Source organism: Bradyrhizobium sp. SZCCT0148, assembly GCF_018129985.1.
GTDB classification, from domain to species: domain Bacteria; phylum Pseudomonadota; class Alphaproteobacteria; order Rhizobiales; family Xanthobacteraceae; genus Bradyrhizobium; species Bradyrhizobium japonicum_H.
Map to the genome: position 1 here is coordinate 686,731 of NZ_JAFCKT010000002.1, position 17,680 is coordinate 704,410.

Below are 17,680 nucleotides of genomic sequence, written 5' to 3' on the forward strand. Positions count from 1 at the left end.
TCCCACAAGGGGACAAGGAAAAAGAGCTACACCACCTTGCTGCTTCCCTGCGTGATCAGCCGCGCCGCGCGCTGGTCGCGCGCGTAGATCCACAACCAGCTCAGCGCGACGCTGAGACGGTGACGGAGGCCGATCAGGAAGTAGATGTGGGCGATGCCCCAGATCCACCACGCGATGGTGCCGCGCAGCTTGAAGCGGCCGAAGTCGATCACGGCGAGTCGCTTGCCGATCTGGGCGAGGCTGCCTGCGTGCTTGTAGCGGAATGGGCCGGTCGCAGCTCCGCGCAGCCGCGCCTTGATGGTGTCGGCGACATGACGGCCCTGCTGCTTGGCCGCCGGCGCGATGCCGGGCACCGGCTTGCCTTCCCAGGCGTTGATGCTGACGGTGTCCCCGATCGCAAAGATCTCGGGATGACCGGGGACGGTCAGGTCGTCTTCGACCTGCGCGCGTCCGGCGCGATCGGCTGGTGCACCCAGCCATTCGGCGGCGGGCGAGGCGCGAACGCCGGCGGCCCAGATCCGCGTCTTGGCTTCGAGCAGCTTGCCGCCGAACACCACGCCCTCGCGATTGATCTCGGTGACGGCCTGTCCCAGCACGACCTCGACTCCGATCTTCTCCAGCGAGGCCTGGGCATAGGCCGAGAGGTCGTCGGCAAAGCCGGCGAGCACGCGCGGCCCCGCCTCGATCAGCACGACGCGCGCCTTGGTGGTGTCGATGTTGCGGAAGTCGCCGGGCAGCGTGTGACGCGCCATCTCGGCGATGGTGCCCGCGAGCTCGACGCCGGTTGGACCGGCGCCGACGATGACGAAGGTCAGCCGCGCCGCGCGCTTTGCCGGATCGGTCTCGCGCTCGGCGCGCTCGAACGCCACCAGGATGTGACGGCGCAGCGTGGTGCCGTCCTCCAGCGTTTTCAGGCCCGGCGCCCACTGCTCCCATTCGTCGTGGCCGAAATAGGCGTGACGCGCGCCGGTCGCGAGCACCAGCGTGTCGTAGGCCACTTCGCCGCCGTCGTCGATCAGCACACGACGCCTCGCGGCGTCGACGCCGCTCACCGTTGCGAACAGCGTCGTCACCTCGGGCCGGTCGCGCATCAAATGCCGGATCGGCCAGGCGATCTCGCTGGTGGCGAGCGAGGCGGTCGCGACCTGGTACAGCAGCGGCTGGAACAGATGATGGTTGCGGCGGTCGATCAGCGTGATCTCGACCGGCGCACCCGCAAGCCGGTAGGTCGCTTCCAGCCCGCCGAAGCCGGCCCCGACGATGACGACGCGATGCGGTGTCGTGGTCATGATGTGCCCTCGAATCTCGCTGCTCCACATCCCCCATTTAAGTGCGGATCGGACGCCGCGGTCCAATAGCCGTCATCAATCGCCGCATAGGCGGGATGTATCGATCAGGCGCGAGAAAGCGCCGCAGGGTTGGCCGAAGTATGTAGAATTATATTTCTTGCCTTCGTCGATGAGGGCGAAATATGGTGCAGGACAGGCACTGAGCCATTGGCGGCGCGACGGATTTTGCGTTCAATAGAGCTAGACCCGGGGCGGCGACACCGCGTTTCCGGGCTCAATAATGTGGAGGGGAGTGGTTATGAGGACGGCATTCTGGCTGGCGGGCGCAGCGGCGCTGGTGCTGGCGAACCCGGCATTCGCCGGCGACACCATCAAGATCGGTTTCGTTTCGACCTTCAGCGGCCCCACCGCCGTGATCGGCAACGACATGCGCAACTCCTTCGAGCTGGCGCTGGATCACATGGGCCGCAAGATGGACGGCAAGCCGGTCGAGGTCATCTACGAGGATGACGGCCAGAAGCCCGATGTCGGCAAGCAGAAGACCGAGAAGCTGGTGCAGTCCGACAAGGTCGATTTCATCGTCGGCTACATCTGGTCGAACGTGCTCCTGGCCTCGCTGAAGACCGCGGTGGACTCGCAGACCTTCCTGATCTCGGCCAATGCCGGCCCCTCGCAGCTCGCCGGCGAGCTGTGTTCGCCTTACGTGTTCTCGACCTCATGGCAGAACGACCAGACGCCGGCGGCCATGGGCCTCTACATGAACCAGAAGGGCGTCAAGAGCGTGTTCCTGATCGGCCCGAACTACGCGGCCGGCAAGGACATGCTGGCCGGCGTGAAGAGCACCTTCAAGGGCGAGGTCAAGGGCGAGGAATACACGGTCTGGCCGAGCCAGCTCGATTTCTCCGCCGAACTCTCCAAGGCGCGCGCCTCCGGCGCCGAGTCGATCTTCGTGTTCTATCCGGGCGCTGCTGGCGTGCAGTTCCTCAACCAATATGCGCAGGCGGGCCTGAAGAGCACGATGCCGCTCTACACGGCGTTCACTGTCGACGAGCTGTCGCTGCCGCTGCAGAAGGAGAACGCGCTCGGGGTGCCCGGCGCGCAGGAATGGGTCAACGACCTCCCCAACGAGCAGAACAAGCGCTTCGTCGCGGACTATCGCAAGAAGTACACCGGCCTGCGTCCCACCTATTACGGTGCGCAAGCCTATGACGCCGCGCAGCTGATCAACAGCGCGGTGGTCGCGGTGAAGGGCGACACCAGCAAGAAGGATGCGATGAAGGCCGAGATGGAGAAGGCCAACTTCAAGTCGCTGCGCGGCCCCTTCAAATACGGCAAGAACCACATCCCGGTGCAGAACTTCTATCTGCAGGACGTGGTTAAGGATAGCGAAGGCCAGCTCTCGCTGAAGACCGTCGCGACCATCGTCGAGAACGACCAGGATCGCTTCCACGACAAGTGCCCGATGAAGTAGCTGCAAGCGACGTTGCCCCTTCTCCCCTTGTGGGAGAAGGTGGCGCGAAGCGCCGGATGAGGGGTGTATCTCCGCGTATTCAACTGCGAGAGATGTGCTCGTGGAGAGAGACCCCTCACCCCTCTCGCCGCTTCGCGGCGAGCCACCCTCTACCACAAGGGAAGAGAGTCATTACATCCGCGGCATGCTCGCGGGCCGCACTTCGCGGGCCTGGGCTGCGAGCCTGATGCCGGCATTGGCCGCACCGAACCCCTGATAATTCCTGCGTTCGACGATCTCGAAGAAGAAGCGCTCGTCGAAAATGTGGGTGTAGACCTGGAAGAACTCGCCGTCGCCCTCGCGGTCGTAGAGGATGTGATTGGCGCGCAGCTGCGCCATCAGCTGGGGCGCAAGATCGTATTTGGCTTCGATGTCGTCGTAGTAATTGGCGGGGATATCCAGGAAATCGGCGCCGCGCTTGCGCATCTCGGCGACCGTCGCAAAAATGTCCCGGCACGCAAACGCGACGTGCTGCACGCCAGAACCGAAAAACTCCGAGATGAAGCGCGCCGGCAACGTGCGATTGGCGGAGGAGCCGTTGAGCACGAAGCGCAGGCTCTGGTCGGCGTTGATGATGGCCTGGCTCTGCACCAGGCCCCTGGGGTCGGCGATTTCCATCTGCGGCAGACGCTTCAAATCGAGGATGCCGGTGTAGAACAAAAGCCACGACAGCATCTCGTCATAGGGCATCGATTGCGCGATGTGATCGACGGCGAGCAGCGCGTCCGCGCCTTTGTCGCTCGTAACAGGCTCGAAATCCGTGTCCCAGTTCTTGCCGGCCTGGTCGAGGAAATACAGCAGGCTGCCGCCCACGCCGTGGATCGCCGGGATCTCGAGTTCGCCCGGCCCGACCGGCTGGTAGAAGGTGCGCGCCCTCAGCGATTCGGCACGCTGCATGGCAAGGCCAGCATTGTCGACATCGAGCGCGATCGCGCAAACACCGGGGCCGTGTGTCACATAGTGCGAATGCGCAAAGCCGTCGGTCTCGCTGTTGATGACGAGCTCGACCTCGCCCTGCGACCAGCGCTCCACTGCCTTGCTGCGATGCGCGCCGGTCTTGCGAAAGCCGAGTTGCGCAAACAGGCGGCCGAGCTCGCCCGCCTTGGTCTCGTTGACGGCAAACTCGATGAAGCCGATGCCGCGGCCTTTCGCTTTCGGCGCCAGCGGCTCGGCGGCAAATCTCGGCCAATCCGGCGCAAGCTGGTCGTCGAGCAGGATCAGCGAGCGCAGGCCGTCGAGCGCGGTCTGCGTGGCCGAGCCGGCGCGGAACTGGTCGTTGAAGATTTCCAGCGACAGCGGCCCGGCATAGCCGGTCGCCGCGATCGCGGCCATGAACTCGCCGACCGGCAGGTCGCCCTGGCCGGGGAAAGAGCGGAAGTGCCGGCTCCACGACAGAATATCGAGCTCGAGTTTCGGCGCGTCCGCGAGCTGCACCAGAAAAATCTTGTCGCCGGGAATCGAGGCCATCGCGCGCACGGGAAAGCCCGGTGCCAGGGCGTGAAAGCTGTCGAGGATGATTCCGATCGCGGGATGATCGGCGCGCCGCACGATCTCCCAGGCATCGCGATAGTCGTTGACGTGGCGGCCCCAGGCCAAGGCCTCGTAGCCGATGCGCAAGCCGCGCCTGGCGGCGCGATCGCCCAGCTCGCGGAAATCATCGGCCGCGCGGTCGATGCCGCCGAGCGAGGCAGGCGAGACGTTGGAGCAGATCAGCAAGAGGTCGGTGCCGAGCTCCTGCATCAGGTCGAACTTGCGCTCGGCGCGGGCAAAAGTGCGCGCACGCTGCGGCTCCGGCATGCCCTCGAAGTCGCGGAACGGCTGGAAGGCGCAGATCGCGAGATTGAGATCGCGGCAGAGCTTTGCAATGTCGCGCGGGCCTGAACCGAACGACAGCAGATCGTTCTCGAAGATCTCGACCGCGTCGAAGCCGGCGGATGCGATGGCGCGGAGTTTCTCGTCGAGTGCGCCGGAGAGGGAGACGGTCGCGATCGATCGCCTGTTCATGCCGCGCTCTCCTCCATGGCCCCGCCGAGAAAGAGCTGGCCGATGCGCGGATCGTTCAGGATGCGCCTGGCGTCGTCGACCATGCGGGTCTGGCCGAGCTCGAGCACGATGCCGATGTCGGAAATTTCAAGCGCCGAGCGTGCGTTTTGCTCGATCATCAGGATCGTGACGCCGCGGTCGCGCAAGCTTTTGAGGATGTCGAAAGTCTGCTGCACCATCAGCGGCGACAGGCCGATCGAGGGCTCGTCGATCAGCACCAGCTTTGGCTCGAGCAGCAGCGAGCGGGCGATCTCGAGCTGCTTCTGCTCGCCGCCGGAGAGTGTCGAGGCCTGCTGCGTGGATTTGCGGCGCAGGGCGGGAAACAAATCGAGCGCCGCCTCGATCCGCGTGGGCAGGTCGAGCCCCTTGCCGGCGGCGACGCCGCCGAGCTCGATATTGTGGCGCACCGACAGCTCCGGGAAGATGTTGCGGCCCTGTGGCACGTAACAGATGCCGGCATTGAGCAGCGCGCGCTGGCTCAAGTTGGTGATGTCACGACCGGCAAAGCTGACCTTGCCCTCGCGCAGCTTCAACAAGCCGAAGATCGCCTTGAACACGGTGGACTTGCCGGCGCCGTTCGGGCCGATGATGGTGGTGATGGTGGCCTGCGGCACGGCGAAGGTCGTGCCGTTCAGGATCGTCATCTTGCCGTAGCCGCCGACGAGATTGTGAACCGAGAGGATCGGGTCGCTCATGGTCAATGTCCCAAATAGGCTTCGATAACGGCGGGGTTCTTGCGGACCTCGTCGGGCCGGCCCATCGCCAGCACCTTGCCCTCCGCCATCACCATCACGCGCGAGCACAGCGACATCACGAATTCCATGTTGTGCTCGATCACGACGAAGGTGGCGTTCTTCTCGCGGTTGATCGCGACCAGGCGCTCCTTCAAATCCGCCAGCATCGACGGGTTGACGCCGCCGGCGGGCTCGTCGAGCAGCACCAGGCGCGGGCCGCCCATGAAGGCCATGGCGGCATCGAGCAGCTTTTGCTGGCCATAGGACAATCCGCCGGCTGGCTCGTCGGCGAGATGATCGAGCTTGAAGAAGCCGATCATCTGGTTGGCGGCATCAGTCAGCCCGGCATCGGAGCGACCGACCAGCCGCGAGGCCATGTTGCCCTGGTGCTCCTGGCCCGCGAGGATCAGGTTCTCGCGCACCGAGAGTTTCGGAAACACCTGCAGCAGCTGGAAGGTGCGGCTGACCCCGAGCTTGTTGAGCTCGGAGGGGCGGAGGCCCGTGACGACCTTGCCGTCGAGCTTGACCTCGCCGCCTGACGGGGCGAGCTGGCCGAGGATGCAGTTGAACAAAGTCGACTTGCCGCAGCCGTTCGGCCCGATCAGGCCGAGGATCTCGCTCTCGCGCACGTCGAAGGAAACGCCGTCGACGGCGCTGATCCCGCCAAAATTCTTCTTGATGCCGGAGACTTCGAGGACCGCACTCATTGCGCCGTCTCCAGACGGGATTTCGCGACGGCGCGCAGCGCGGAGGCTGCCTTGGTGCGGCGCTCGGCGAGGTAGCGATCGACGATTCCGAGAATGCCGGTCGGCGACCAGATCAGCAGCAGCATTACCGCGACCGCATACAGCATCAGATAATAGCCCTCGGTGAAGCGCAGCCATTCCGGCAGCAGCACCGCGATCATTGCGCCGAGGAACGGGCCGAAATAGAAGCCCGCGCCGCCGACGATCACCATCATCAGGAGGTCGAGCGAGAGTGACAGGTTGAACGGCACCGGATCGATGTACTGCGTCAGCGGCGCATAGAGCGCGCCGGCGACGCCGCCGAGTGCCGAGCCGATCGCGAACGCCATCAGCGTGTAGCGGCGGGTGTCGATGCCGAGCGATTGCGCGCGCAGCGGGTTTTCGCGCAGGGCCATGAAGGCGCGGCCCCAGGGCGAGCGGATCAGCCACCACACCGCGGCCGACACGATCGCGAGCGAGCCGAGGCAGACATAATAAAACGGCAGCGGCTTGTTGGTCGCAATCCCGAAGAAGTTCGGCCGCGGGATGTTGGAGATGCCGTAGATGCCGCCGGTCAGCCAGCTCTCGTTCCGGAATACCAGGAAGGCGAGGGTGGAGAAGGCCAGCGTGACGAAGGCGAGGTAGTGGTGCTGCACGCGCAGCGCGGGATAGCCGAGCACCCAGCCGACCGCGAAGCTCAGCACGATGGCGACGACGATCGCTGCCGGCAGGGGCCAGCCATGGGTGGTCATGATCGCCGCGGCATAGGCGCCGATGCCGACGAACGCGCCCTGCGCCAGCGAGACCTGGCCGGCATAGCCGAGCGTGAGGTTGAGGCCCATCGCGGCGATCGTCATCACCGCCCATTGGCTGAGGATGAACAGGCCGTAGCGGTTGAAATTCATGGGGACGACGATCAGGCCGGCGATGACGACCAGGCCCAGCGCGATCTTCAGGGGTTTGCCGAAGCCGCTCATACCGTGCGCTCCTCGGCGCGGCCGAGCAATCCTTGCGGCCGGAACAGGATGACGACGATCAGGAAGATCAGCGGCACCGCCGCGCGATATTGGGTGGAGACGTAGCTGGCTGCGAGATTGTCGAGCACGCCGATCAGCAGGCCGCCGGCGATCGCGCCGCGCACCTGGTTGAAGCCACCGACGATCGCCGCGATGAAAGCCGCCTGTCCCAGCACTTCGCCTGAGGAGAATTTTGCCAGATAAATCGGCGTGATGAGAAGCGAGGCCAGCGCGACCAGGACGGCGTTGATCAGGAATGTCAGCAGGATCATCCGCTCGACCGGCACGCCGATGATGCGCGCCACCGTCGGGTTCTGCGCCGCCGCCTGCATCTGGTGGCCGAGCGAGGTGCGGTTGAGCAGCGTCGTCAATCCAACGACGGCGAGGATGGCGACGACGAGGACGCCGATGCTTTGCAGCGAGACCGCGTGGCCGAGAATGGAGACGTCGCCGGTCGGCACGATCGACGGGAAGGGCGAGGCCTCCGCGCTGAAGAACTGCTTGACCGCTTCCTTGATGCCGATCGCGAGCGCCATGGTCGCGATCGCCAGCGGCAGCACCCCGTGGCGCATCATGGGATCGACCAGCAACAGCTTGAAGCCGAGCCCGAGCAGGATCATCGACAAGAGCATGCCGAGGATGATCGCGAGCCAGAACGGCGCGCCCGCATGCATCGCGGCGAGCATCAGGAAGGCTGGCAGCATCACGAACTCGCCTTGCGCGAAATTGATGGTCTGCGAGGTCTGCCACAGCAGCGTGAAGCCGACCGCGACCAGCGCATAGATCGCGCCGGTGGCTAACCCTGCGACCAGAAGATCGAATAGGTTGGACATGTTCCCCTCTTTCTCTTCCGCTCCCGCGAGCGCCAGGGCAATCGCATATGGAAGCGATCATGCCTGTGGCCATCCTTCGAGAAGCCCGCCGTTGGCGGATCCTCAGGATGAGGGCGGAGTGCGCGGCTGCAGCACCATGCGCTCCGCAGCGAGTTCGGCCTCATCCTGAGGAGACCGCTAAGAGCGGTCGTCTCGAAGGACGAGGCGCTTGCTCCGCTCTATCTCACTTCACCTTCGGCAGCACTTGCTTCACGACCTGCTTGCCTTCGACCACCTCGACCAGAAAGCTCTGACGGTCGATGTCGCCGGTGTCGCTGAAGGTCACGTCCATAAGGATGCCCGGTTCGTCCGCGGCCATGATGGTGAGGCCGTGCAGCGTGTCGGCGAACTTCTTCGGGTCGACTTTGCCCATCTTCTCGGTGGTGGCCTTCACCATGTAGACGGCGAGATAGCCTTTCAGGCCGTTATGGTCAGGAACGTAATTGTACTTCTTGGAAAACTTCTCGCGGAATTGCTTGACCAGATCGACGGGCGCGTCGGTGGTGAGGCCGACATGTCCGCGCGCGCCGTTGGCGGCGTCGCCGGCGAGCTCGATCACCTTCTGGCCGATCAGCGTGGTCTCGCCCATCAGCGGCGCGGTGACGCCCTGGCGCTTCAGCTCCTTCAGGATGCGCGCGCTCTCTTCCTCGTTCAGATAGACGAACACGGCATCGGGATTGGCGGCCTTGATCTTGCCGACGTCGGCGGCGAAGTCGGCCTGGCCTGCTTCAGTGGAGAGATCGGCCACCACCTTGGAGCCGAGGCGTTCGAGCTCCTTGGTCACCATGTCGCGTCCGCCGCGGCCGAAATCGTTGTTGACCCAGACCACTGCGACGGTTTTCGCCTTCATGTCGTCGTGGATGTATTTCGCGACCTTCGGCATCGAGGATTGTTGGCCGAACGAGGTGCGGAACAGAAACTTGTTGCCGGCTTGGGTCAGCTCGGCGGCTTCGCCACCCATGATCTGCGCGATGCCGGCTTCGGCCGCGAGCGGCGCCGTCACCTTCACGGAGCCGGAATAGCCGGGCCCGAGCAGCACATAGGGCTCGGCGTCGAGCGCCTTCTGCACCTGGGCGCGGGCGACACCCGGGTTGGACTGCGAGTCGGCATGGCTGACTTCGAGCTTGCGGCCGAGCACGCCGCCCTTGGCGTTGATCTCCTCGATCGCGAGGTCGATGCCGTTCTTCCAGTTGGTGCCGACGGTGGCGCCGCCGCCGGAGAGTTCGGCGACGTTGGCGAGCTTGATCGCCTGGGCGTGAACGCCGGTTGCAGTTGCGAAGGCAAGCAGGGCGCCTGCCAGAATGGTCGATCTCATCATGTCTCCTCCCGTTTCCTCTGATGTTGCCGGCGGCCTTGTATCGGCCGCTTCGGTTACGCTGCGTGATAGGCCGAGCTTCGTGCCGCCATCACCTCGTCGAATGCCTCTCCCATGATCTCGGTCGATGGGGCAAGGCCCGTGAACAGTTCGAATGCGTCGGCGGCCTGATAGATCGCGAGCTCCCGCCCGGTCATGATCCGTGCGCCCCTGGCTTGTGCCGCCGCCAGCAGCGGCGTGATCAGCGGCGAATAGACGGCATCCGCGACCCACAATTTTTCGTGCAACAACGTGGCCGCAACCGGCATGCCGCGGTCCGGCAGCATGCCGACCGGCGTGCCGTTGACGAGACCGGTTGCGCCGTGAACCGCATCCTCGACGCTTGCGGCAACCCTGGCGCCGCCCTGCGGCGCCAGCAGGGAGACGAGCGTCGCGGCGCGCGCCGGCTCGCTGTCGAAGATGCGGATGTCGGACACTTTCAGGCTCGCCAGCGCAAACGCGATCGCCTTGCCGACGCCGCCGGCGCCGATCACCGCAACGGCATTTCCCGCGGGCGCCAGCAGCGGCGCCACCGCGCGCGCAAAGCCGGTGGTGTCGGTGTTGTGGCCGGTCAGGCGGGCGTCCTTGACGACGACGGTGTTGACCGCGCCCATGCTGGCCGCACCGGGCGCCAACGCGTCGAGCAGCGGAACCACCGCCTCCTTGTAGGGGTAGGTGACATTGACGCCGGCAAAGCCGAGCCGCCGCACGCCCTCGAGCATCATGCGAAGCGCTGCCGCATCGGCTCCGGCCACCTCGATGAGCTGATAGTGGCCGCGCAGCCCGAGCGCCTCCGCGGCGCGCTCATGCATGGCAGGCGATGCGGAATGCGCGATCGGCGCGCCGATCAGGCCGGTAAGGAGCTTCTTGCTGGCGGCGTATCCGCGCTGGGACATAATTCGCTATCGTCTCAAAAGGAGCGTTCGGTCCCGGCCATTAGCGGGGAAATCCGCGCGATTCCAAGCGGGATTTCAGGTGCGACGATAGCCATTCCTCCGCCTAACACAATTACCCTTTTATCCGGCAAACCTAACATGATGTTATTTCTTCCGCCCCCGCGTCGGCGCGGCCTTGCCGCTGCCGCCCGGCACGGCCTTGCCGTTGCCGCGGGACGGCTCGACCGCGCGCATCTCGGCGCGCAGCGACTCGATGAAGGACTCCGCATGGAGCGACAGCGGCGCGCCGCGCTTGACCGCGATATAGGTGTCGAACCGCGTCGGCTCGGCAATCTTCAGAAGCTCGATCCCGGGATAGCCGCCATGGGCCACCGTGAACTGGTCGATGATCGCGATCCCGAGACCCGCCTTCACCAGCGCGCAGACCGTGGTGCCGAAGCGCGCCCGAATGGTGATGTTGTAGGCGAGCCGGTGGCGCGCGAAGATCTCGGCCATGATCCGGCCGTAGGGATCGTTGGGATCGATGCCGATCAGCGGATAGCGGGTGATCTCGGCGGCGGAGACCTGCTTGCGGCCGGCGAGCTCGTGGCCCGGCGGCACGATGCAATACAGCTCGCCCGAGGCCAGCGGCATGAAGTCGAGCCCGGAATGCTCTAGCCGGTAGCTCATCGCCACGCACTCGCCGCGGCCGAGCATGAGATAGTCGATGGCTTCCTCGAGTTTGAGAATGTTGATGTCGATGCCCAAATCGGGATAGCGGCGGCGGACGCGCTCGATCGCGCGCGGCACCATCACCTGCGAGATGCTCGGCACCGAGCCGATGCGCAGTTCGGACAGGCCGCCGCGGCCGATCTTGGAGATGATCTCGGAGAGGTCGTCGACCTTCTTGTAGACGCTGTTGATCTGCTCGAAGATGTTCTCGGCTTCCGGCGTCGGGAAGTAGCGCCCGTTCTGGCGCTGGAAGAAGCGGATGCCGAGCGAGCGCTCGGTGTATTTGACGAGGCGGCTGATCCCGGGCGCCGAGACATTGAGCAGCTTCGCGGCACCGCCGATGGTGCCCGTCACCATCACGGCACGGATCACTTCCACCTGGCGCAGCGTCATCATGTCTGGATGTCCCGGAACGGTCTTCCAGGATCATCTCATGGAAGGCGCGCGGCCATCCAGCGCCAAATGCTAGGAATGGAAGTGGCCGTATTTCGGAATCAGGATCTGGCAGACGACGCCGGTCGGCCGGAATTCGAGCTTCGTGCCACCGTTGGCGCCGCTGCCAAGGCTGCGCGAGATCAGGGTCTGGCCGAAGCCGGAGGTCGTCGGCGGCGTCACCATGGGGCCGTCGCGCTCTTCCCACTCGATCTGCAGCGCGCCATCGTCGACCAGGCCGATCCGCCGCACCGACAGCTTGCCGGCCCGGGTCGACAGCGCGCCGTATTTCACCGCGTTGGTCGTCAATTCGTGGAACACCAGCCCGAGCGAGACGGCGGTCTTGGAGTCGACGGAAACATCCAGCCCCTCCATCGTGATGCGCCCGCTGGACAAGGTCGCATAGGGCGCCAGCTCGACGCTGAGCACGTCCTTGATCTGCAAATTCTCCCACGACGCGTTCGACAGCAGCGTGTGGGTGGCGGCGAGGGCCTGGATGCGGCCGGAGAATGACTTCTGGAAGTCCTCGATCGTGCGCTCGTGCGAAGCGGTGCGCGCGGAGATCGCCAGCACCATGGCCAAGGTGTTCTTGACGCGGTGATCGAGCTCGCCCATCAGGAGGGCCTGGCGACGCTCGGCGGCCTTGCGCTGCGACAGGTTGATCAGCGTGACCACGCAGCCCTGGGTCCGCTCGCCGGATACGACGAGCGGTGCCGCGCTGATCATGACGTCGGTGACGTCGACGGCGGACGTCTTCACGGCGGCTTCGAGCCCCTGCACCGGCGTGCCGCCAATGGCCATCGCAACGATGTCGGCTCCCGACATCAGCTCGGCGGCATCGGCAAAGGTCAGTGCGATCGCCTCCTCGAACCGCTTCCCGATCGGCGCCTCGGCGCAAATCCGTTCGGCGGCGTTATTGATGTGAGTGACCGTACCGGATCGGTCGCAGACGATGACGGCCTCGTTGGCGGAGGCGAGAACGGACCGCGCCAGCCGCTCGGACTCCTTGGCGGCGGCGGTCTGCTCACGCTCGCTGATGTCGGTGAAGGTGATGGCGACGCCGCTCACGATGCCAAAATCGATCGGCGTTCCGGTGAGAAGGAAGCTGCGCTCGCTGTCGTTCACGCGAACGTGGATTTCAGCGGATTGACGTTCTTCCATCGCCTGCGCCAGGAGGCGGCGGAACGTCGTCTGATTGACGGCATCGAGGATGTCGAGCAGCGCCGGCCCGGAAAGTCCGCCGGCCGGCCGGTCCAGCAACGTACACAGCGCCTGGTTGGCATAGAGCAACTGCCCATCGGCGTCGAACGCGGCGGCGCCGATGTCCATCGCTTCCATGAAGGTGCGGTAGGAGTGGCCGTCACCCTCGAGCGTGAAGACCTGCTCGGTCGTTCCGCCTTTGATGACGACGGCATCGATCTCGCCTTCGCGGATGGCACGGAGCGTCTCCTCGGCTTCGTATAGACGAGCCTCGAGTTCGTCCCGGGTCAACGCGGATGCGAGCGACACCACTGTCATCATTCCTCAACCGACAGATGCACTAGAACCTTCTGGGTGTCGGAAAGGTCCCCGATGATCTTGCGAATCGGGACAGGAAGCTCCTTCACCAGGGTGGGAATGGCGACGATGCCGTGCTCCCGGGCGAGCTGGGGCTGCTTCTTGAGATCGACGACCTCGACCTTGTACTTGCCGGCCAGGTGCTCGGAGCAGATCTTTTCGAGATTGCGGATCGCCGCGAGCGACTTCGGGGTCTCGCCGGCAACGTAAAGGACGAGCTTGACGGGCTCTTTGTCGACTTCGGTCATGACTTAGCCCTGCTTCTTCATGCCGGTAGACAGGTCCAGTCCCCGTCCCCGCGCCAGTGCTGCGGCACTTTCCCGGCTGAGTTGTTGATAGGTTTCCTCGGCCGTCACCAGCCGCCTGAGTTCGGCCTCGTCGGCCTCGATATCCGCGTTGAGAGTTTCGATCTGGGCAAGTGCGCGGCGGCGCCGTTGCGTGACCTGGTCCTGCACGCGGGTCACCTCGGCCTGCCGCTCGGCCTCGGCGCGGCGCGCCCGCGCCTCTGCGTTGCGTCGGGCCGAACCCGTCAATGCGCCGTCCTCGCCGAGATAGGGGTCCAGCAGGTGAATGCCATTGTTCGACATGACGAACTCGCGGACCTGGTTGGAATGGGAGATGCCGCGCGCTTTCAGCAGATAGAGCTCCCGGTTGAACTCGCCGTTGGCCTCGCGGTTGAGCAAAAGCACCCAGCCATCCATGATCGACGACAGGCCGGCGTCGGTTTGCGCCTGCTCGACACTGGCCAGATGGGTGAACACGGCGGTGATGCCGTTGGACTTGAGGTAGTCGACGATGCGCAGAAGCATCGCCTGCACCTCGGCGATGTCGGCAGAGTCGGTGAAGGCAGAGATCGGATCGAGCACGACGAGCTGCGGCTTGAACCTGTTGATCTCGCGCAGCATGATCGCAAGGTGCATTTCGAGCGAGTAGAAGGTCGGTCGCGCGGCAATATAGCGCATCTGGCCGCTCTTCAGCCATTTGCCGAGATCGGTGCCGATCGACTTCATGTTGCGGACGGTCTGCGCCTCGGATTCCTCGAACGAGAGGTAAAGGGCCCGTTCGCCGTTCTGGCAGGCGGCGTCGGCCATCATGCACGCGAGCGAGCTCTTGCCGGAGCCGGCGACGCCGGTGAGCAGGATGCTGCTGCCCCGGTAGAAGCCGCCGCCGGTCAGCATGGCATCGAGGTCGGCGACGCCGGTCGAAATCCGGTCTTCGAACACCTTGTGCCCAAGCCCGAGCGAGGACACCGGCAGTACGGAAAAGCCGTCCTCGTCGATCAGGAACGGATATTCGTTGGTGCCGTGCGCGGTGCCGCGATACTTGACGATGCGCAGGCGCCGCGTCGAGATCTGGTTGTCGACCCGGTGATCGAGCAGGATGACGCAGTCCGAGACATATTCCTCGAGGCCTTGCCGGGTCAGCGTGCCGTCGCCGCGTTCACCGGTGATGACCGCCGTCAGGCCCTTCTGCTTGAGCCAGTCGAACAGGCGGCGGATCTCGGCGCGCAGGATCGCCGGATTGGAGAATGCCGAGAACAGGCTCTCGATGGTGTCGAGCACGATACGCTTGGCGCCGATCTGGTCGACGGCGAACTCAAGCCGCAGGAACAGAGCCTCCAGATCGTAATCGCCGATCTCGGCGACTTCCGATGGATCGATCTCGATGTGCTCGATGTGGATCTTCGACTGATCGATCAACCCCTGGAGATCGAAGCCAAGCGAGTCGACATTGGCGACGATGTCGATCGGGCGCTCCTCGAACGTAACGAAGACGCCGGGCTCGTCGTAGATCTTCGCGCCATTGAACAGAAAGGTCGAAGCAAAGAGCGTCTTGCCGCAGCCGGCCGAACCGCAGACCAGCGTCGGCCGTCCGGTGGGAAGGCCGCCAAGCGTCAGGTCGTCAAAGCCTTCGATTCCGGTTGGAGATTTCGTGATGCCGTCAGTCATGTCCCATCCTGGTTCCCTGCGGATTTCTAAGCAAAGAACCTCAAAACGCCTAGTGGCGAGCGGGCAAATTTGTCAGCCCCTTGGTAGGAACAAGTCGCCCGGATCGATGTTGATCCTCTCGTCCTATCCTTGGAGCCGAGGTTGGCAGCTTTCGGCCAGCGGTGTCGGTCTTCGGCTTTTCAAGCGGCGGTCGTCGCAATCGGCTCACCGCTCCTTGTGCTCACAAGTGAACATACAATCTTACCTCTTCATTTACATGAAGCTCAGATGAGCGCCACTGCCGGCGCGTGAGGAACGACATGAGCGAGGTCGAGGGGCGCCTGCGGACGATCCTGGATGCGGCACTTGAGGCCGCGTTCGGTCACGTCAGGCATGGCGGTGATCACGAGAGCCGGAAACTCGTTGCGGCACGTCTGCTGGACGCGGCTCGCTCTGGCATTACGGCATTGGACGAATTGACGGCGGTCGGACGTCGCGCGCTCGTTGATCTCAAGATCAGGTCGCGGGCTTGAGCCCGGCTGTTGGCAGCGCAAGCTATACTGAACTTGCGTTTTAGCTCGCCGGACCTTCCGGGACGACGCTTTCGGGAATGTCCTCGCGTTCGGCTTCCAGCACCTCGCGCGCGAACTCGATGATCTTCTGCTTGTTTGCCTTTTCGCGGATGGCGAAAAACACGCGGTTCAATTCCAGGCCGAGCACGCTGTTGAGGGCGATGTCCTCGTCTTCCATCGTGGTTTTCCCGCTCAAGTCGCGACAGGTGTATCGTGGCGTCAATTCTGCCACAAGTAGTTTAAATCTTCAGACCGGATGAGCACCGGGAAACTACGGCCGCAGCGAATTGAGGCAGTCCCCGAAGACGTGCTATACGAGCCCTTGTGGGTTAGGAAACGCACCGATGTCCGCCGTGGATTATGGCCGGGAGGCGCTCGACTTCATTGAGGGGCTGGAGACCTATCGCAAGGTGCCCGATGCCATGAACGCGCTAGAAACCGCGTTCGGGCGCTTCGGCTTCGAAACCATCATTGTGACGGGATTGCCCAATCCCGACCAGCGGTTTGCGCAGATGGTGCTCGCCAAGCGCTGGCCGGCCGGCTGGTTCAGTCTCTACACCCAGAACAATTACGACCGCTTCGATCCCGTGGTGCGGCTGTGCCGGCAATCGGTCAATCCGTTCGAATGGTCGGAAGCCCCCTATGACGCCGAGCTTGAGCCCGATGCGGCCGAGGTGATGAACCGCGCCACCGATTTTCGCATGTCGCGGGGCTTCATCGTGCCGATCCACGGGCTCACCGGCTATGAAGCGGCGGTGTCGCTTGGCGGCGTTCATCTCGACCTCAATCCGCGGAGCAAGCCGGCGCTGCACCTGATGGCGATGTATGGCTTCGACCACATTCGCCGTCTGCTCGAGCCGACGCCTTATCCCCCGGCGCGCCTTACTCCGCGCGAGCGCGAAGTGATCTCCTGGGCTTCACAGGGCAAGTCGGCCTGGGAGATCGGCGAGATCCTGCACATCACGCAGCGCACCGTGGAAGAGCATCTTGCAACTGCCGGGCGCAAGCTCGGTGCCGTCAACCGCACGCATGCGGTGGCGCTGGCGATCCGGAACAAGATCATCAATCCGTAAGCGCCGTACTGGGAAATTTCCCAATATCGAACCCGGCTCTTTTCGCCGACTCTGCTCCCATTGAGGCTGAATGGGGGTTTTCATGATTCACGCCATTTCTGCGGTCAATCGCCACCTCTATGAAGACGTGATCGAGCAGCATTTCCGGTTGCGCCACGATATCTTCGTCAAGGAGCGGCGCTGGGAGGCGCTGCGCAGGCCGGACGGCCGCGAGATCGATTCCTATGACGACGAGGATACGGTCTATCTGCTTGCACTCGAGGGGCGGCGGGTCATCGGCGGTCACCGGCTCTACCCGACGACCAAACCCTCGATGATGAGCGAGGTGTTCCCGCATTTGGCGTCGGTGCGCGGTTGCCCCGCGAATCCGGTAGTGTGGGAATGGTCACGCTACTTCGTCGTGCGTGATCGCCGCGACGGCGCGCTCAATCTGCAACTGATGGCGGCGGTGCAGGAGTTCTGCCTCAATCAGGGCATCGCGCAGGTCAGCGCGATCATGGAGACCTGGTGGCTGCCGCGCTTCCACGAGGCCGGCTTCGTGGTGACACCGCTTGGCCTGCCGGCTCTGGTGGAGGACGCGTGGACCATGGCGGCAATCATCGACATTCGTCGCGAGACCCTCGATGCCCTGCATGATCGTATCGGCATGCATCCGGTCGTGCGTCAGGACGGCCCGCATCTGGACGCCGTCGCCCGAGCCAACCTCTGCGGCCTTGCCGCGCAACGAAAGAGCGCCTGAGAATGTCGAACATGATGCGGGACAGCCAGATCATGGCGCAGATCAGGGACGAGAATCTCGGCTACATGTCGGACATGGCGCTCGAGCTGGCGCAGATGGCGGAGGACACCGGATTGGCGACGCTCGCCTATCTGTTCCGGATGGCGGCGCTGGAGGCCTCGACGGCCAACAGCGCGCTCGCCGAACCGGATGACCTTTCCCGGCAGATGACGTCGCACTAGACGCATCT

At 64.3% G+C, this 17,680-nt stretch carries 17 protein-coding genes; 4 read left to right on the top strand and 13 right to left on the bottom strand.

The window, feature by feature from the left end:
* Positions 1-26 precede the first annotated feature (26 nt).
* The gene (locus JQ580_RS11550) at positions 27-1,289 is read right to left on the bottom strand and encodes an NAD(P)/FAD-dependent oxidoreductase (protein ID WP_212280160.1); all 1,263 of its coding nucleotides are present in this window, start codon (positions 1,287-1,289) and stop codon (positions 27-29) included.
* 298 nt (positions 1,290-1,587) lie between these two features.
* Here JQ580_RS11550 and JQ580_RS11555 point away from each other — a divergent pair, with 298 nt between their 5' ends.
* A complete protein-coding gene (locus JQ580_RS11555; RefSeq protein ID WP_212280161.1) occupies positions 1,588-2,760 on the top strand; it encodes an ABC transporter substrate-binding protein in 1,173 nt (390 codons plus the stop codon).
* Between the two features lie 171 nt (positions 2,761-2,931).
* Here the strand turns inward: JQ580_RS11555 and JQ580_RS11560 are convergent, their stop codons facing one another.
* The 12 genes from JQ580_RS11560 to JQ580_RS11615 form a co-directional block, all read right to left on the bottom strand.
* Positions 2,932-4,803, bottom strand: coding sequence for a bifunctional sugar phosphate isomerase/epimerase/4-hydroxyphenylpyruvate dioxygenase family protein (locus JQ580_RS11560; protein WP_212280162.1), 1,872 nt, complete (start codon positions 4,801-4,803; stop codon positions 2,932-2,934).
* Positions 4,800-5,537, bottom strand: coding sequence for an ABC transporter ATP-binding protein (locus JQ580_RS11565; RefSeq protein ID WP_212280163.1), 738 nt, complete (start codon positions 5,535-5,537; stop codon positions 4,800-4,802). Before JQ580_RS11565 ends, JQ580_RS11560 begins: the two co-directional genes overlap by 4 nt.
* Positions 5,538-5,539: 2 nt before the next feature.
* Positions 5,540-6,283 carry an ABC transporter ATP-binding protein gene (locus JQ580_RS11570; protein WP_212280164.1) on the bottom strand — a complete coding sequence of 248 codons (744 nt, stop codon included), beginning with the start codon at positions 6,281-6,283 and terminating at the stop codon, positions 5,540-5,542.
* Positions 6,280-7,278: a branched-chain amino acid ABC transporter permease gene (locus tag JQ580_RS11575; RefSeq protein ID WP_212280165.1), complete on the bottom strand. Its 999-nt coding sequence runs from the start codon at positions 7,276-7,278 to the stop codon at positions 6,280-6,282. The genes JQ580_RS11570 and JQ580_RS11575 overlap by 4 nt, the downstream gene beginning before the upstream one ends.
* Positions 7,275-8,150 (bottom strand): branched-chain amino acid ABC transporter permease, encoded by an 876-nt coding sequence (locus tag JQ580_RS11580; RefSeq protein ID WP_212280166.1) that lies wholly within the window; start codon positions 8,148-8,150, stop codon positions 7,275-7,277. Before JQ580_RS11580 ends, JQ580_RS11575 begins: the two co-directional genes overlap by 4 nt.
* A gap of 223 nt (positions 8,151-8,373) precedes the next feature.
* Positions 8,374-9,504 (bottom strand): ABC transporter substrate-binding protein, encoded by a 1,131-nt coding sequence (locus JQ580_RS11585; RefSeq protein WP_212280243.1) that lies wholly within the window; start codon positions 9,502-9,504, stop codon positions 8,374-8,376.
* A 56-nt stretch (positions 9,505-9,560) separates the two neighbouring features.
* Entirely contained in the window at positions 9,561-10,439 is an 879-nt protein-coding gene (locus tag JQ580_RS11590) for a shikimate dehydrogenase (protein ID WP_212280167.1), read from the bottom strand.
* Positions 10,440-10,583: 144 nt separating this feature from the next.
* Positions 10,584-11,546 carry a LysR family transcriptional regulator gene (locus tag JQ580_RS11595; RefSeq protein ID WP_212280168.1) on the bottom strand — a complete coding sequence of 321 codons (963 nt, stop codon included), beginning with the start codon at positions 11,544-11,546 and terminating at the stop codon, positions 10,584-10,586.
* A gap of 69 nt (positions 11,547-11,615) precedes the next feature.
* Positions 11,616-13,100: a sensor histidine kinase gene (locus JQ580_RS11600; protein ID WP_249134129.1), complete on the bottom strand. Its 1,485-nt coding sequence runs from the start codon at positions 13,098-13,100 to the stop codon at positions 11,616-11,618.
* Positions 13,100-13,387 (bottom strand): circadian clock KaiB family protein, encoded by a 288-nt coding sequence (locus JQ580_RS11605; RefSeq protein ID WP_094892540.1) that lies wholly within the window; start codon positions 13,385-13,387, stop codon positions 13,100-13,102. The genes JQ580_RS11600 and JQ580_RS11605 overlap by 1 nt, the downstream gene beginning before the upstream one ends.
* A gap of 3 nt (positions 13,388-13,390) precedes the next feature.
* On the bottom strand, positions 13,391-15,088 hold the full coding sequence (gene kaiC / locus JQ580_RS11610) for a circadian clock protein KaiC (protein WP_212280169.1): 1,698 nt from the start codon (positions 15,086-15,088) through the stop codon (positions 13,391-13,393).
* Between the two features lie 552 nt (positions 15,089-15,640).
* Entirely contained in the window at positions 15,641-15,817 is a 177-nt protein-coding gene (locus JQ580_RS11615; protein ID WP_212280170.1) for a hypothetical protein, read from the bottom strand.
* Positions 15,818-15,983: 166 nt separating this feature from the next.
* On the opposite strand from JQ580_RS11615, the gene JQ580_RS11620 reads away from it, so the two are divergent.
* The 3 genes from JQ580_RS11620 to JQ580_RS11630 all read left to right on the top strand — a co-directional run bounded on the left by JQ580_RS11620 (position 15,984) and on the right by JQ580_RS11630 (position 17,672).
* Positions 15,984-16,712: a LuxR family transcriptional regulator gene (locus JQ580_RS11620; RefSeq protein ID WP_212280171.1), complete on the top strand. Its 729-nt coding sequence runs from the start codon at positions 15,984-15,986 to the stop codon at positions 16,710-16,712.
* Positions 16,713-16,794: 82 nt separating this feature from the next.
* Positions 16,795-17,451: an acyl-homoserine-lactone synthase gene (locus tag JQ580_RS11625; protein ID WP_212280172.1), complete on the top strand. Its 657-nt coding sequence runs from the start codon at positions 16,795-16,797 to the stop codon at positions 17,449-17,451.
* 2 nt (positions 17,452-17,453) lie between these two features.
* Positions 17,454-17,672 (top strand): hypothetical protein, encoded by a 219-nt coding sequence (locus JQ580_RS11630; protein WP_212280173.1) that lies wholly within the window; start codon positions 17,454-17,456, stop codon positions 17,670-17,672.
* Positions 17,673-17,680: the final 8 nt, after the last annotated feature.

What these genes read in the sequence shown, in the direction of transcription:
- JQ580_RS11555 (WP_212280161.1), top strand. Translation starts at nt 1,588, where the DNA reads ATGAGGACGGCATTCTGGCTGGCGGGCGCAGCGGCGCTGGTGCTGGCG.
- JQ580_RS11585 (WP_212280243.1), bottom strand. Translation starts at nt 9,504, where the DNA reads ATGAGATCGACCATTCTGGCAGGCGCCCTGCTTGCCTTCGCAACTGCA.
- JQ580_RS11560 (WP_212280162.1), bottom strand. Translation starts at nt 4,803, where the DNA reads ATGAACAGGCGATCGATCGCGACCGTCTCCCTCTCCGGCGCACTCGAC.
- JQ580_RS11575 (WP_212280165.1), bottom strand. Translation starts at nt 7,278, where the DNA reads ATGAGCGGCTTCGGCAAACCCCTGAAGATCGCGCTGGGCCTGGTCGTC.
- JQ580_RS11630 (WP_212280173.1), top strand. Translation starts at nt 17,454, where the DNA reads ATGTCGAACATGATGCGGGACAGCCAGATCATGGCGCAGATCAGGGAC.
- JQ580_RS11595 (WP_212280168.1), bottom strand. Translation starts at nt 11,546, where the DNA reads ATGATGACGCTGCGCCAGGTGGAAGTGATCCGTGCCGTGATGGTGACG.
- JQ580_RS11600 (WP_249134129.1), bottom strand. Translation starts at nt 13,100, where the DNA reads ATGACAGTGGTGTCGCTCGCATCCGCGTTGACCCGGGACGAACTCGAG.
- JQ580_RS11625 (WP_212280172.1), top strand. Translation starts at nt 16,795, where the DNA reads ATGATTCACGCCATTTCTGCGGTCAATCGCCACCTCTATGAAGACGTG.
- JQ580_RS11590 (WP_212280167.1), bottom strand. Translation starts at nt 10,439, where the DNA reads ATGTCCCAGCGCGGATACGCCGCCAGCAAGAAGCTCCTTACCGGCCTG.
- kaiC (WP_212280169.1), bottom strand. Translation starts at nt 15,088, where the DNA reads ATGACTGACGGCATCACGAAATCTCCAACCGGAATCGAAGGCTTTGAC.
- JQ580_RS11620 (WP_212280171.1), top strand. Translation starts at nt 15,984, where the DNA reads ATGTCCGCCGTGGATTATGGCCGGGAGGCGCTCGACTTCATTGAGGGG.
- JQ580_RS11550 (WP_212280160.1), bottom strand. Translation starts at nt 1,289, where the DNA reads ATGACCACGACACCGCATCGCGTCGTCATCGTCGGGGCCGGCTTCGGC.
- JQ580_RS11570 (WP_212280164.1), bottom strand. Translation starts at nt 6,283, where the DNA reads ATGAGTGCGGTCCTCGAAGTCTCCGGCATCAAGAAGAATTTTGGCGGG.
- JQ580_RS11605 (WP_094892540.1), bottom strand. Translation starts at nt 13,387, where the DNA reads ATGACCGAAGTCGACAAAGAGCCCGTCAAGCTCGTCCTTTACGTTGCC.
- JQ580_RS11580 (WP_212280166.1), bottom strand. Translation starts at nt 8,150, where the DNA reads ATGTCCAACCTATTCGATCTTCTGGTCGCAGGGTTAGCCACCGGCGCG.
- JQ580_RS11565 (WP_212280163.1), bottom strand. Translation starts at nt 5,537, where the DNA reads ATGAGCGACCCGATCCTCTCGGTTCACAATCTCGTCGGCGGCTACGGC.
- JQ580_RS11615 (WP_212280170.1), bottom strand. Translation starts at nt 15,817, where the DNA reads ATGGAAGACGAGGACATCGCCCTCAACAGCGTGCTCGGCCTGGAATTG.